This is a genomic window from Pseudomonas fluorescens, assembly GCF_902497895.1.
GTDB lineage: Bacteria > Pseudomonadota > Gammaproteobacteria > Pseudomonadales > Pseudomonadaceae > Aquipseudomonas > Aquipseudomonas fluorescens_BP.
This window is the reverse complement of the sequence record NZ_CABVHQ010000015.1, coordinates 34315-48148: the sequence shown is the minus strand read 5'-3', so window position 1 is coordinate 48148 and position 13834 is coordinate 34315. Positions and strand designations below refer to the sequence as shown.

General features: G+C 55.8%; 10 protein-coding genes and 3 pseudogenes. 8 read left to right on the top strand and 5 right to left on the bottom strand.

What is annotated here, in order from left to right; all coding sequences use genetic code 11:
- Nucleotides 1-189: 189 nt before the first annotated feature.
- Entirely contained in the window at nt 190-1656 is a 1467-nt protein-coding gene (locus tag F8N21_RS10045) for an efflux transporter outer membrane subunit (protein WP_150641973.1), read from the bottom strand.
- 87 nt (nt 1657-1743) lie between these two features.
- On the opposite strand from F8N21_RS10045, the gene F8N21_RS10040 reads away from it, so the two are divergent.
- The 4 genes from F8N21_RS10040 (at nt 1744) to F8N21_RS10025 (ending at nt 7532) form a co-directional block, all read left to right on the top strand.
- The gene (locus F8N21_RS10040) at nt 1744-2364 is read left to right on the top strand and encodes a TetR/AcrR family transcriptional regulator (protein WP_150641972.1); all 621 of its coding nucleotides are present in this window, start codon (nt 1744-1746) and stop codon (nt 2362-2364) included.
- 178 nt (nt 2365-2542) lie between these two features.
- Complete coding sequence (locus F8N21_RS10035) at nt 2543-3664, top strand: efflux RND transporter periplasmic adaptor subunit (RefSeq protein WP_150641971.1); 1122 nt, start codon at nt 2543-2545, stop codon at nt 3662-3664.
- Nucleotides 3661-6747 carry an efflux RND transporter permease subunit gene (locus tag F8N21_RS10030; protein ID WP_150641970.1) on the top strand — a complete coding sequence of 1029 codons (3087 nt, stop codon included), beginning with the start codon at nt 3661-3663 and terminating at the stop codon, nt 6745-6747. The genes F8N21_RS10035 and F8N21_RS10030 overlap by 4 nt, the downstream gene beginning before the upstream one ends.
- Nucleotides 6748-6791: 44 nt before the next feature.
- Nucleotides 6792-7532: a thioesterase family protein gene (locus tag F8N21_RS10025; RefSeq protein WP_150641969.1), complete on the top strand. Its 741-nt coding sequence runs from the start codon at nt 6792-6794 to the stop codon at nt 7530-7532.
- A 454-nt stretch (nt 7533-7986) separates the two neighbouring features.
- Here F8N21_RS10025 and F8N21_RS30820 read toward each other — a convergent pair whose 3' ends face one another.
- Entirely contained in the window at nt 7987-8469 is a 483-nt protein-coding gene (locus F8N21_RS30820) for a hypothetical protein (RefSeq protein WP_224788197.1), read from the bottom strand.
- On the bottom strand, nt 8441-8854 hold the full coding sequence (locus F8N21_RS30815; RefSeq protein ID WP_224788196.1) for a hypothetical protein: 414 nt from the start codon (nt 8852-8854) through the stop codon (nt 8441-8443). The genes F8N21_RS30820 and F8N21_RS30815 overlap by 29 nt, the downstream gene beginning before the upstream one ends.
- A gap of 674 nt (nt 8855-9528) precedes the next feature.
- Here F8N21_RS30815 and F8N21_RS10015 point away from each other — a divergent pair.
- From F8N21_RS10015 to F8N21_RS10000, 4 genes and pseudogenes are all read left to right on the top strand, one after another.
- Nucleotides 9529-10206, top strand: coding sequence for a dTMP kinase (locus tag F8N21_RS10015; protein ID WP_150641968.1), 678 nt, complete (start codon nt 9529-9531; stop codon nt 10204-10206).
- Between the two features lie 373 nt (nt 10207-10579).
- Nucleotides 10580-12079, top strand: a pseudogene (istA, locus tag F8N21_RS10010) (IS21 family transposase).
- Nucleotides 12072-12873 (top strand): annotated as a pseudogene (gene istB, locus F8N21_RS10005) (IS21-like element helper ATPase IstB). Before istA ends, istB begins: the two co-directional pseudogenes overlap by 8 nt.
- Nucleotides 12860-13117: a hypothetical protein gene (locus tag F8N21_RS10000; RefSeq protein ID WP_150641967.1), complete on the top strand. Its 258-nt coding sequence runs from the start codon at nt 12860-12862 to the stop codon at nt 13115-13117. The pseudogene istB and the gene F8N21_RS10000 overlap by 14 nt, the downstream one beginning before the upstream one ends.
- A gap of 159 nt (nt 13118-13276) precedes the next feature.
- On the opposite strand, the pseudogene F8N21_RS09995 reads toward F8N21_RS10000, so the two are convergent.
- Nucleotides 13277-13429 (bottom strand): annotated as a pseudogene (locus tag F8N21_RS09995) (AMP-binding enzyme); the annotation flags it as partial.
- Nucleotides 13414-13833 (bottom strand): hypothetical protein, encoded by a 420-nt coding sequence (locus tag F8N21_RS09990; protein ID WP_150641966.1) that lies wholly within the window; start codon nt 13831-13833, stop codon nt 13414-13416. The pseudogene F8N21_RS09995 and the gene F8N21_RS09990, both read right to left, overlap by 16 nt.
- Between the last annotated feature and the right edge of the window lies 1 nt (nt 13834).

The following is a 13834-nucleotide window of genomic DNA, read 5'->3' as shown; positions in this document are numbered from 1 at the left end:
TCGCAAGTCTTTGCGTCCTGGCTGAGTTGATAGCTTAAGGTTTTGTCGCGTCGCATTAACGTCACTTTGTGTCACTATCTGGCGAGCATGTAGTTATTTCCGTCGACTTCGAGCACTTTCGCGCCATAAAAAAACGGCCGGTTAAGGCCGTAAAGCGGGATGCAACAGGCGTATTACGTTTAAAGACGATTATTGTGCGCTCGAGATAAAACGGCCATTTGAGTCTTCGCGCTGCCAGCCGCCGCCCAATGCTTTGAATGTGGCCACTGCAGCGCGAGCCGATTCAGTTTGTGCTTGGGCTCTACCATCAGATGCCGCTAAAAGGTTTTCATCGGCGTCCAATACTTCTATCAGACTGACCACGCCTTTTTCATACGCGGTAAACGACGTCGCTCGTGCTTTCGCATAAGCAGACTCGCCCTGGGCTAACTTTTCGGATTGCTGCTCGCGGTTGATCATTGCCGAAAAAGCGGTTTCGACATCCTCGCAGGCTCGCAGTACTGACTGGCGGTAAACGGCTAACGCTTCGGCTTCTTGACCCTTCGCCAAGTCAATTTGGGCGTTGATGCGGCCAAAATCGAATAGCCTCCAGCGTAGTCCCAGGACCGCCGAGGCCTGACTGGCACCGTTGCTGAAAAGATTCCCGCTGGATACCGATGTAGCGCTGCCTAGCAGCGCACCCACAGAAAACTTGGGGTAGTACTCGGAGATGGCTTCGCCGATGCGAGCATTCGATGCCGCCAGTCGACGCTCAGCGACGATCAAATCTGGACGCCGACGCAGCAGATCGGCCGGAGAGCCTATGTCGGCGAGGCTTGGCACATCAGGGATGCGCGCCGACTTAATCAATTGCGCGCTGTAAGTACCCGGCGGTTTGCCTAACAGGACATCCAGCGCGTTCATCGCAGCTGCAAGGCCAGCCTGCAGTACCGGCACGGTTGCCTGTGCTTGATTCAGCGACCCTTGGGTCTGGTTCAACTGTAGTTCAGCAGCTAATCCTTTTGCATACAGGTGCTCGATGGTGGTGAGCAGTTGTTGTCGCGTGTCTACTTGCTTTCGGGCGATTTCCAGGCGTGCTTGCAGGCCACGGATGCTGATGTAAAGGTCTGCAGTCTGCGCTACCACCGCGAGGCGTGTGGCAACCGCTCCGGCTTGGGAGGCCTGATAATCGGCGAAGGCTGCCTCTTTGCCTCGGCGTAGTCCGCCAAATACGTCCAGTTCCCAACCTGCATTCAGATTCGCCTCATAGGCGCTACCGTAGCGATTATAGGATGGGTCTGAACTCAATACTTGGCCCAACGGTGTCTCCACGGACTGCCGGGCTCTGGCCGCTTGGCCATTGACTGTAGCCGATGGCAAAAGCGCTGCGTTAGCTGCCCCCAAACCCGCGTGAGCCTGCTCGATCCTTGCTGTTGCTTGAGCTAAATCGAGATTTTGTTCAAGTGCTCGATTGATCAGCTGACTGAGTACGGGGTCATTGAACGCGTTCCACCAAGCGGCGAGATCAGTTGGTGCTGCATCAACTTGGTGTGCTTTAGGTGTTTGCGCTAAAAAATACTCAGGCAATTCCGCACCGGGCTCTGAATAGTCAGGGCCCACTGCGCAACCCGCAACCATCCCGAACCACAGCAAGACCGCAAAACGAGGAGGGTGCATGTGATACCTTCGGAATGATTGATTTGTGACCATATTACAATTTGGTCACAAGTTGTCAACTACCTTCAGGGTGCGTAAGCTGCTCGCATGAACCAACCATCAGTTTCTACGCCCAGCGCCCGTGGCCCAGCCGATCACGACATCCGAGACCAGATTGTCGCGGCGGCCAACGAACATTTCAGTCAATACGGTTACAGCAAGACAACAGTCTCCGACCTGGCCAAAGCCATCGGTTTTTCCAAGGCTTACATCTACAAGTTCTTTGATTCCAAGCAGGCGATTGGTGAGGCTATTTGTAGAAATTGTCTGTCGGAAATCGTTGCGGCTGTTGAGCAGGCCACCAATGTTGAGGGTATCTCAGCGACTGAGCGCTTTCGACGGTTGGTCAAAACCCTGATCGCCAAGGGTGTAGACCTGTTTTTTAATGACCGAAAACTTTATGACATCGCGGCGTTCGCCGCTTCGGAAAGCTGGCCCAGCTCACGAGTCTATGACGCGCGGATCAAGAGCTTCGTGCTGCAGATCGTGCGAGAGGGGCGGGAACTCGGTGAGTTTGAGCGCAAGACACCGTTGGACGAGACAGTGGAATCGATTCATCTCGCTCTACGGCCCTTCATCAATCCTTTGCTGTTGCAGTACAACCTGGATGTTGTTGAAGAGGCTCCTGGGCTCATTTCCAACCTGATTCTACGCGGTCTGATGCCTTAAAAGGCTTGGCTGCTGGATCCGTTGCGCATCCGCAGCCGCATGCATATCTGAAAAATCAGATCACAAACCCCTCTGTGTTGCTCTGATCAGCAAGGCAACTTTCAATTGCCTGAATAGTGACCATTGACATATTTGGTCACTTGAATAAGCATGGTGCATCCGCTTCCAAGAGGTCTCTATGATCCAGCGCCGCCACATGCGATTCATTTTCATTGGCTTATTGCCGTTTGCCTTAGCCGCATGCAACGAGGCCATACCTCCAGATCCTCGCCTCCAAGTGCCCTTGGTGCGCATCGCGGTGGTTCAACCCTCCGCGCCTGCAGATCGCGTCTTCACCGGTATCGTCGCAGCTCGAGTTCAGAGCGATCTCGGATTTCGAGTTCCTGGGAAAGTGCTGGAACGTTTGGTGGACACTGGGCAGAGCGTCAAGCGCGGGCAGCCACTCATGCGAATCGATGCTAATGATCTGGCGCTGACCGCGCGGGCGCAGCAGGAAGCGGTGCTGGCCGCCATGGCCCGATCCCGGCAGACCTCCGATGATGAGCTTCGCTACCGTGATTTGGTGTCTGTTGGTGCTGTATCTGCTTCAGCTTACGCAGGGATCAAAGCGGCTGCCGACTCGGCGAAAGCGCAGCTTAACGCGGCCAAAGCCCAGGCTGATGTGGCGAGAAACTCCACCGGCTATTCGACGTTGCTGGCTGATGCTGACGGGGTTGTTGTGGACACCTTGGCAGAGCCGGGGCAGGTGATAGGCGCAGGTCAGGTAGTGGTACGTGTTGCCCATTCCGGGCAGCGCGAGGCGGTGATCCAGTTGCCTGAAACGCTACGTCCTGCGTTAGGGTCGTCGGCGACGGTTGAACTTTATGGGCAAAACCAACGTGCAGGCAGCGCGCGTTTACGCCAGTTGTCCGATTCGGCTGACCGGCAAACCCGTACATTTGAGGCGCGCTATGTGTTGGAGGGCGCGCTTGCTAATGCCATCCTGGGTTCGACCATCTCAGTTGCTATAGACGGTACGCCTGTCGCCAATTCCAATGAATTACAAGTGCCTATCGCTGCCCTCTACGACGCGGGTAAAGGTCCTGGTGTCTGGGCCGTTGGAGGCGAGCCTGAGCAGGTGACGTGGCGCCCTGTCACGATCCTCAGCCTAAGCAATGCAGAAACTGCTCGAGTTACGGGCAACCTCCAGATCGACGATCGTATCGTTGCGCTGGGCGCGCATCTGTTAAGTGAAGGGGAGCGGGTCAGGTCTCAAACGGCAGTCAGCGCCCAAGCACCGGTGGCCGAGGTGCGCCGATGATCGGGTTCAATCTGTCCGCACTGGCGGTGCGTGAGCGTTCGATCACGCTGTTTTTGATTCTGCTGATTTCCGTAGGTGGGCTGTATGCCTTCTTCAAACTGGGGCGCGCGGAAGACCCTGCCTTCACCATCAAACAAATGACGGTGGTTACTGCCTGGCCTGGGGCGACTGCTCAGGAGATGCAGGACCAGGTGGTTGAAAAGCTGGAAAAGCGCATGCAGGAACTGCGTTGGTACGACCGGACCGAGACCTTTACCCGGCCAGGCTTGGCTTTCACCACAGTTTATCTGCTCGACGGCACGCCGCCCTCCGCCGTCCCGGAGGAGTTTTACCAGGCGCGCAAGAAAATCCTTGATGAGGAGAAGGGGTTGCCGTCCGGGGTGATCGGCCCGATGGTCAATGATGAGTATGCCGATGTCACCTTCGCTCTATATGCGCTAAAGGCCAAGGGCGAACCGCAGCGCTTGCTGGTGCGCGAGGCCGAGGTCTTGCGCCAGCGTCTGCTGCATGTGGCGGGAGTGAAGAAGGTCAATATCATCGGTGAGCAGTCCGAGCGCATTTTTGTCGAATTTTCATACGAGCGTCTGGCGACACTGGGTGTTTCCGCACGAGATATCTTCAGTGCGATGAACGCGCAGAACATGATGACTCCGGCCGGTTCGGTTGAGGCGAAGGGCCCACAGGTTTTCATCCGACTGGATGGTGCGTTTGATGACTTGCAGAAGATTCGAGATACGCCGTTGGTAGTGCAGGGCAGAACCCTCAAATTATCCGATGTGGCTGAGGTCAAGCGTGGTTATGAGGACCCCTCTACGTTCTCGGTGCGCAACAACGGAGAGCCGGCATTATTGCTCGGCGTAGTGATGCGCGATGGCTGGAACGGCCTTGATTTAGGTAAGGCGCTCGACGCCGAGACAACGTCGATCAATGAGCAAATGCCTTTAGGCATGACGCTGACCAAGGTCACCGATCAGGCGGTGAATATTGGCGGATCCGTCAACGAGTTCATGGTCAAATTTTTCGCGGCGCTAGGGGTGGTGTTGCTGGTGTGCTTCCTCAGCATGGGATGGCGAGTCGGCATCGTCGTCGCTGCGGCGGTGCCGTTGACTCTGGCTGCGGTGTTCATTGTCATGGCTGCCACAGGTAAAGACTTTGACCGGATTACGCTGGGATCGTTGATTCTGGCGCTGGGGCTACTTGTGGACGATGCAATCATTGCCATTGAAATGATGGTGGTGAAGATGGAGGAGGGCTACGACCGCATCAAAGCCTCCGCCTATGCCTGGAGCCATACGGCAGCCCCCATGTTGTCGGGCACGCTGGTCACTGCCATAGGCTTTATGCCCAACGGTTTTGCCAAATCTACGGCCGGTGAATACACCGCCAATATGTTCTGGATCGTCGGCATTGCGCTCATTACCTCCTGGGTGGTGGCAGTGGTGTTCACACCTTACCTGGGCGTCAAACTGCTGCCGCAGATCAAGGTGCCTGAGGGGGGGCATGCAGCGATTTACGGTACACCGAATTACCTGCGTTTCAGGCGTCTGTTGGGGGCGGTCATTCGCCGTAAAGGCCTTGTGGCGATATCCGTCGTGGCCTTGTTCATTGTGGCGATTCTTGGCATGGGCTTGGTGAAGAAACAGTTCTTCCCTACATCAGACCGGCCCGAGGTGCTGGTTGAGGTGCAGATGCCGTACGGGACGTCGATCGAGCAAACCGATGCGGCGGCGGCCAAGGTCGAGGCGTGGTTGGCAAAACAACCGGAGGCTCGGATAGTTACCGCCTACATTGGTCAGGGCGCGCCACGCTTCTATCTGGCGATGGCACCTGAGTTACCCGATCCTTCGTTTGCAAAAATCGTCGTGCTGACGGCGAGCCAGGAAGAGCGCGAGGCGCTCAAAATCCGGCTGCGGCAAGCCGCGGCTGATGGTTTGGCGCCTGAAGCACGGGTGCGTGTAACACAGTTGGTGTTCGGTCCTTATTCGCCGTACCCGGTGGCCTTTCGTGTTATGGGAGCGGACCGGACAGTGTTGCGCGATATCGCCGCACAGGTGCGCGAGGTCATGGCTGCTAGTCCGATGATGAGAACCGTCAACACAGACATGGGCGAGCGCGCTCCGGCACTCCATCTCACACTGGATCAGGACCGTTTGCAGGCATTTGGCTTGACCTCCACTGATGTTGCTCAGCAGCTGCAGTTCCTGTTGACCGGAGCGCCTGTCACCCAAGTGCGTGAAGACATCCGTTCGGTCCAGGTGGTCGCTCGGTCTGCGGGAAACACACGTCTGGATCCTTCAAAAATTGACGCCTTCACGCTGACCGGTGCTCAGGGTCAACGGGTATCGCTGTCTCAGGTTGGGACGGTGGATGCACGCATGGAAGAGCCCATTCTGCGGCGGCGTGACCGTACTCCGACCATCACCGTACGCGGTGATGTGGCTGAAGGTCTTCAGCCACCAGATGTCTCCAGCGCCGTGATGAAGCAACTGCAACCGGTCATTGAACAGTTGCCTGTGGGCTACCGGATTGAGTTGGCAGGCGCGATCGAGGAGTCGGGTAAAGCGAACAAGGCATTGCTGCCGTTGTTCCCGATCATGATCGCGCTGATGTTGCTGACCATCATTATTCAGGTGCGCTCGATGTCGGCGATGATCATGGTTTTCGCCACCGCGCCTCTGGGGCTGATTGGTGTGGTGCCGATTCTTCTGCTGTTCCAACAGCCGTTCGGGATCAACGCCTTGGTGGGACTGATTGCGTTGTCAGGGATTCTGATGCGCAACGCGCTGATCCTTATCGGTCAGATTCATTCCAATGAGCAAGCCGGTCTGGCGCCTTATGACGCATTGGTCGAAGCCACTGTACAGCGGGCGCGGCCGGTGATCCTCACGGCGATGGCAGCGATGTTGGCTTTCATTCCGCTGACCCATTCGGTGTTCTGGGGCACGCTGGCGTACACGCTGATTGGCGGTACGTTTGCCGGCACAGTGCTGACATTGGTGTTCCTGCCAGCGATGTACTCCCTCTGGTTCAAGATCAGACCGGAGTCTGCAAGTGATGTGGATGCGCGTACTCAATCCGCATGAGCAATGCGAGCCAGGACCGTTTCGAGACGCAGAGGAGAACTGAGATGACTTCGTTGGCCCGGCTGGTGGAACAATTTGATCCCGGTGAGCCATTTGAGGCTCCTGCTTATTGGTTGCAGGGTGGAACGGTATTTAACGGGCTATCTGCGGCGCTATCGCTGCAAGCAATCTTGCACCGAAGTGCAGGGGGGCTGCCGCCCCTCAAGTCCGCTCAGGTTACTTTTATAAGCCCTGTGACACAGGCGCAGACGTTCAACAGCCGCGTGTTCCGACATCGCCGATCGGAGGTTTCGGTAACGGTGGATTGCATGTCTGGCGATGATTTGGCACTGCGCACCACCATGCTGTTCGCCGAGCCGCGTGTCAGGCAAGCGACTCTTGAGCCATTGGAATATCGGTCATACAAAGTGCCTTCGCATTGCCAAGCGCAGGAGCTGGATAGGCAGGTTGTAACCGCTTGCGGGTGCCACTTCGAAATGCGTCCAGCGGGAGGGTCGCTGACAGTGTCAGGTGCTGAAAATCCAGAACTCCTGATGTGGGTGCGTCATCAGGACGCGCAGGGTGTTGACCCCGCTGTCGCATTGATCGCGCTGGCAGACAGTTTACTGCTTGCTGACACGAATGCCTTTATCGACCCCGCCGCCATTACCTCAGCGTCTTGGACCATTGACTTGCTGCAGCCTGCTGCTGGCGGCCAATGGTTCCTGATTAACGCATTCAATCAACAGGCCCGCGAGGGCTCACCCATACGTCTCCCTCACGAAGAAGTCCGAGTGCCAGAATGAGATCTTGGTTTACCATCCATTCGGTATCGTGATCCCCATTGAAACTATTCAGAAGTACGAGTTCCGTGCCCACCGAAGGCTCGTCTTCATTGAATAAGTACTCATCAGCGGGCTTGTAACGGCCGTCTTTGAAGGCATAGGGGCTGGGGTCATGGATAGGCCGATGTCATCCCAACTTAGGCGCTCTCCTATGGCGCGTTGACCGGCATGCACCGCGAGCGAACCTACGCTCAGCGATTCACTGAAGTACCCCGGTTGGCCGTACATCCCACGCTCCGCCAAGGTCTCGCACTGGCGCAGTGGAATCCAAATCCCGGCGGCCAAGCGCCGGCGCCTAACGTCAGCCATTTGGAACCATTCCGAGGGCTGATTTCCGATCATTGGGTGCTCCTTGCAAACAAAAGTATCCTCTTAGAATATCTGTTTTCGCTGACCGGGACCCTTTGGGCGACTTTCAATCGTCAGCGGGAGCACGGTTTCTAATCAGCGCCATCGTCAGTCCGAGGATCTTCTCAGAGGCCTCGGAAATCGCCGGGTTATTGGACGCCTTAGCTGCATCTGCCAGCGTCTGCCTAACCGAAGTTAAGATGCGCAAGAGCCCTTTGCTGTCATAGGCGCCGATTGAATCTTCCTTTGGGAACAAAGCTGATGCCGGAGGAGGCTGGTCAGGCTCAATATTCAGGTATAGAAGATATCGATCGAAGACCGTATCAAATTCCGTCGACAACGGTACGGGGACTCTTTTTTTCGGGTGATATTCCAGCCATCTACCATCAGCCCCTCGGGTGAATTGATCTAAACAGCCTGGACTTGATGCAGTACCAAGGACATTCCACATAGGCTGGTCTGAATACCTGGCTATCGTCAGATACATTTCAATTATGCGGAATCTATGCGTATCTAACAGGCTAGGAAGCTTTTCGAAGATCCAGGCCATCTCGGCGTCTGAAATTACCCCCCCGTGCCTGTGACGCTTTGAAAACCAGGGATTCCAGTTTTCCTGAGGCGACGTTTCGCCGGGTGGATCCTACGTCCTTGAGGTAAAAGTCCAGGAACTGAGTGACGCACCTGATTTCGCGCTTCCAAACGTTTTTGTCGATTTCAGAACTTGAGTCAGCAGCACGAGCTCGCTGAAAAAGCTTCCAGTGAGGATTGATTGGCCAATCTCTGTAATCCATGCCGGGGCTTACGATGAATCGAGGCTGCTTGCCAGCGATGGCCCAATCATCGGCAGGGCTTCTGATGAAGTCTGCGTAGCTTTCATAATCAGCGCGAGTCCAATCCAGCAGTGAGAGATTGTTGGCAAAGCTCCAGTTGATCATTTTCTCCAAGCCATGAATGCAGCTGTAGTACTGGAGCTGGGGGTTCTGGTAGTTCCAGTTGTGGGCAATCCAATTTATGTAGCGGTGAGCGTACCAAGTACTAATGAACGGGAGGCACGATGGATCAATTTTGCTCAGTCGAGCTGCGACATGAATATTTGTCGGGAAATGATTTTCCTGGTTTGGTCGCCAGTAAGCGTACGGAGGGAAAATCGGAAATGGGATGAACTGCCGCGTCATAGGAGAACGGGCGAGCTAGAATGTCGGAGTGTTAACTATAGATTTAGCAGATAGATCCTCAGGCAGCCAATCGCTGGTTTGAGCAGCAGGCCGAACCGGAGATTTGTGAAACCGCGGTGTGAGACTGGGAATAAGGAGAGTCGCTCAAGCCTCTGAGTTTTCAGGGAACGGAGGTGGAGGGAGCGCCGGAGGTTAGTGGAATTGGACAGCTCATGAACATCTATGACATGACCTGACGTTTAACTTATGGGCGATGACCGATGTTCATAAGCGGCTGTAACCCTGGATTCTGAGACCCGTTAGCCAGAAATCAGGTTAGAGTGTTCATCAATGTCTGTTCATAAGGTCCCTCCATTCGATTCGCGTAGTCGCGCCAAGCGGTTCCAGCGAACGAACCGGGCAAAAAAAACCGTATATCAATCGTTATGTGAAGAATGAATCGTCCGCTGTTTGTTTCTCTAGATGGGCCCAAGGGAACCGGCAAAACCACACTGTTGGAGGCCGTTACGAAAGTACTGAGGGCAGACAACAAAAAGGTGATCCGACTTTGCGAGAAAAAAAGCGATCCCTATAGGGGTGAAACAATGGCCCTCGTTAACAAGCTCGTCAGAAATCCCACCCGGGATTTGGAGTTGGGGGTTTGTGAGCGCTTTGCTGATAGCCGCACCTGGATTTCCCAGCACGTGCTGGCTAAACAGCCACCAGACAGCATCATCTTGATCGATCGCTGGTACCCGTCTGATGCCGCGTTTCGCCGGATAATCCCGTTTGCCGAGATTCTACAGTTGAACATTGATCGAAACGTGCGAGTGCCAGACCTGCATGTCGGGGTTGTCACCGCCCCTGAAATTTCATGGGCGAGGGCAGCGGCGCGCCAGCGCGGGCTGAGCAGTACTGTGATCCATAAGCTGGAAGAACATGTCGCGTGTACCAAGGCGTTCGAGCGAGCGATTGCAGATCACGGCTGGGTTTTATGCCGTAATGAAGGAACGATCGAAGACGCAACGATGCAGGTGATTTCGCAGATCTATAGCGTCCTTCGATGCCCCGTAGGCGAAGTTCGCTGCGGCGGTCTTGATGCGGTTGAGATAGCCGTGGATACAGATAGTTAGCAGGATCGAACAGGTAATTTGTCGCCGCAGCGGTGGCCGGCTGACGCTTTGATCTGGGTGCCTGTCAACGCTCGCCCCTGAACTAGAGTTCCGCCAATGGCCTGATATCGGTAACCCGGCAGAGGTGCCCTATCTGCCAACCTTTCCTCTAAAGGAAATTTATAAAACGCATGAGGCATTCCTGAGTAAGGGGTTCATTGGGAAGCTCATTCTCACCATTCCGGAGATCGATCAATGAAAATTACTGAAGTCCATTTGTGTTGCCGCTGACCGAAAACTGACCCAGTAAAGGCTGTTCTGCCGACTGAAAACTGACCCAGGTGTTCAACTGCTTCTGCTCACTTTCCGAGCAGGAGAACACAGGGTGATCAGCATGGAAATGTTGGGGAAAATTCGGCGCATGTACTTTCGCGACAAGCTGTCGCTGCATCAGATAGCCAAGCGTACCGGGCTGTCGAGAAACACCATTCGAAAATGGGTCAGAGCGCCCGAAGCCACTCAGCCGGCGTACCCGCGGTGCGCAGCCTTCAACAAACTCAGTCCATTTCACCAGACGCTGGAGCAGGCGCTCAAGGCCGATTCGTTTCGGGCAAAGCACAACCGCAGGAGCGCCAAAGCACTCTTCGAACAGATCAAGGCGGAGGGTTACGACGGCGGCTACAGCCAGCTCACCGCCTTCATACGCGCGTGGCGCGGCGAGCAAGGCAAGTCTTTACGGGCCTTTGTACCGCTGACGTTTGCACTCGGCTAGGCCTTTCAATTCGACTGGAGCGAAGAAGGTCTGCTGATCGGCGGCCTGTTCCGACGCATCCAGGTCTCGCATATGAAGCTGTGTGCCAGTCGCGCATTTTGGTTGGTTGCGTATCCCAGCCAAGGCCACGAGATGTTGTTTGATGCCCATACCCGCTCGTTTGGCGCGTTAGGTGGGGTGCCGCGTCGCGGCATCTACGACAACATGAAGACCGCTGTCGACAAGGTCAACAAGGGTAAGGGCCGCACGGTCAATGCCCGGTTTGCCGTGATGTGTGCCCACTACCTGTTCGACCCGGACTTCTGCAACGTGGCCTCCGGCTGGGAAAAAGGCATCGTTGAAAAGAACGTCCAAGACAGCCGACGGCGCATCTGGCTCGATGCTCAAAACTGCATGTTCCACACCTTCGAGGAACTGAATGCCTGGCTCGGCCAACGCTGCCGTGCGCTCTGGGGTGAGCTGCTGCACCCGCAGTACAACGGGCTGACAGTGGCAGACGTCCTGGAGCTGGAACGCGCTGAATTGATGCCGATGCCGACCGCCTTTGATGGTTACGTTGAACGTACGGTAAGAGTTTCCAGCACCTGTTTGATCAGCGTGGCGCGAAATCGCTACTCGGTGCCGTGTGAGCGGGTCGGCCAGTGGGTCAGCAGCCGTCTGTATCCTTCACGGATTGTAGTCATCGCCGATGAAACGATGATTGCCAGTCACGAGCGCCTCTTTGATCGAGATCAGGTCAGTTTTGACTGGCAGCATTACATCCCGCTCATCGAACGCAAGCCCGGAGCGCTGCGCAATGGCGCTCCGTTTGCTGATCTGCCGAAGCCGTTGCAACTGCTAAAACGCGGTCTGAGGCGTCACACCAACGGTGATCGAATCATGACGCAGGTACTGGCGGCTGTTCCCATCGCCGGGCTCGATGCCGTGTTGGTGGCGGTGGAGTTGGTACTTGAATCAGGCAGCTTCAGCGCTGACCACATCCTGAATGTCCTGGCTCGACTGACATCGACAGCAGCCCCTCCGTCCGCCGAAACCAGCCTTCAACTCAAGATAGCGCCTGTCGCCAATACGGCGCGCTACGACCGGCTCCGTACCACCGATGAGGAGACTCGCAATGCGTGATCTTATGGCGGAACTCAACGAACTGCGTCTGCATGGCATGGCCAGCGCCAGGGAAGAACTGGCTTCCCAAGGAGAAGCTTCGACGGCGTCGTCGAAATGGCTGCTCGAACATCTGCTTCAACAGGAACATGCAGATCGCGCCGTACGGTCTGTGAATCATCAGATGAACATGGCCAAACTCCCCATGCATCGTGATTTGGCAGGCTTCGACTTCAGCGCTTCCAGCGCAGACGCCCGCTTGGTCAGGGATCTGTCCAACCTGGAGTTCACCGATACCGCGCAGAATGTCGTGTTCATCGGCGGGCCTGGAACGGGCAAAACAAATTTGGGCAGCGCCCTGGCCGTGTCCGGAACCACGACGCATAACAAACGCGTGCGCTTCTTTTCCACAGTGGATCTGGTCAATCTGCTGGAGCGTGAAAGTACGACGGCAAGAGTGGCCTGATCGCTCAAGGGCTGCTTCGCACAGACCTGGTGATACTCGATGAACTGGGGTATTTGCCCTTCAGCCAGAGCGGCGGCGCGCTGTTATTTCACCTGCTGTCCAAGCTGTACGAGCACACCAGCGTGGTCATCACCACCAACCTCAGCTTCTCGGAATGGTCGAGTGTGTTCGGCGACGCCAAGATGACCACAGCGTTGCTGGATCGGTTGACACACCATTGCCACATCGTCGAAACGGGCAACGAGTCCTACCGCCTGCAACACAGCACTCTGGCCGCGCAACCAAGATCAAATCACGTGAACGAAAGCGCAAGGACGAAGATGGTATCGAGGACGATGAACCGTTTTGATCTGCACCATAAACACCCTGCCGCATGCCTTTATGCGGTGGGGCTTGATGACCGTTCAACCGGGACACTGCTGCTAAGCTTATCCACAATTGCTGGGGCAAAAAATCAGCAATCCGCCCTGGGTCAATTTTCAATCGGCAGGGTGGGTCAGTTTTCAATCAGCGCCAACAGGCGATATCCAGGAGTTCAAAACATCCTACAAAAATGGATGGTCACCTGTTTAGTAGGCGTTTTCATCGTCTAAAAAGCCACTATCTCTTGACCCACATAGCCGCCATTCAATTCCTAAATGACAGAATGCCAGTGCGCGCAGATTTGGGCTTGCGCCCAAGTCTGGAGCGTTCCGGAGCGGTTTAGAGCCGAGGCGACAACGGATCGACTCATCACTCGAGTAGTCATCCTTTCAGCCAAGATCACGCAGTTCCCGACGCAAAACCTTGCCGACGGTGGATTTCGGTAAATGGTCCATGAAGACGACGATCTTCGGAACCTTATAGGCGGTCATTCCACGGCGGCAATGGGATTTCACTTCATCCGCGGTCAGGAGGTTGCCTGGGTGTGCTCGACCTGTAAGCGTGCCAGCTCGTCACCGCGAAAACCCCGCCAGAACCCGATCAGCACCAAGGCGATGTCGCGCCGGTGCTTCATCACACTTCTGAAGTCGCCACGCTCGGCCGCAAGAGCCGCTTCGCGCTCAAGCCAACCGACAGCTTGTTCGAGGTGCAGTAGAAGGAGAGGGGCTGCCTGTTTCTCTTGGGCCGGATGCAAGGTGCGGATGCCCTTGATCATTTGCCGAACGTTGAGCGTCTTGGTTGGATCGGGAAAGCCCTGGGTGATGTGCCACTGAGCCAGGGCGGCCAGCCGCTGCTTGAGGGTGCTGATGGCGTGCTGATCGGCGTACTCCGCGAGGTAGCGCACGATGCTGTCGCCGGTCGCCGGCAGAAACCCGCCCCAGGTCACT

What these genes read in the sequence shown, in the direction of transcription:
- F8N21_RS10045 (WP_150641973.1), bottom strand. Translation starts at nt 1,656, where the DNA reads ATGCACCCTCCTCGTTTTGCGGTCTTGCTGTGGTTCGGGATGGTTGCG.
- F8N21_RS10040 (WP_150641972.1), top strand. Translation starts at nt 1,744, where the DNA reads ATGAACCAACCATCAGTTTCTACGCCCAGCGCCCGTGGCCCAGCCGAT.
- F8N21_RS10035 (WP_150641971.1), top strand. Translation starts at nt 2,543, where the DNA reads ATGATCCAGCGCCGCCACATGCGATTCATTTTCATTGGCTTATTGCCG.
- F8N21_RS10030 (WP_150641970.1), top strand. Translation starts at nt 3,661, where the DNA reads ATGATCGGGTTCAATCTGTCCGCACTGGCGGTGCGTGAGCGTTCGATC.
- F8N21_RS10025 (WP_150641969.1), top strand. Translation starts at nt 6,792, where the DNA reads ATGACTTCGTTGGCCCGGCTGGTGGAACAATTTGATCCCGGTGAGCCA.
- F8N21_RS30820 (WP_224788197.1), bottom strand. Translation starts at nt 8,469, where the DNA reads ATGGCCTGGATCTTCGAAAAGCTTCCTAGCCTGTTAGATACGCATAGA.
- F8N21_RS30815 (WP_224788196.1), bottom strand. Translation starts at nt 8,854, where the DNA reads ATGATCAACTGGAGCTTTGCCAACAATCTCTCACTGCTGGATTGGACT.
- F8N21_RS10015 (WP_150641968.1), top strand. Translation starts at nt 9,529, where the DNA reads ATGAATCGTCCGCTGTTTGTTTCTCTAGATGGGCCCAAGGGAACCGGC.
- F8N21_RS10000 (WP_150641967.1), top strand. Translation starts at nt 12,860, where the DNA reads ATGAACCGTTTTGATCTGCACCATAAACACCCTGCCGCATGCCTTTAT.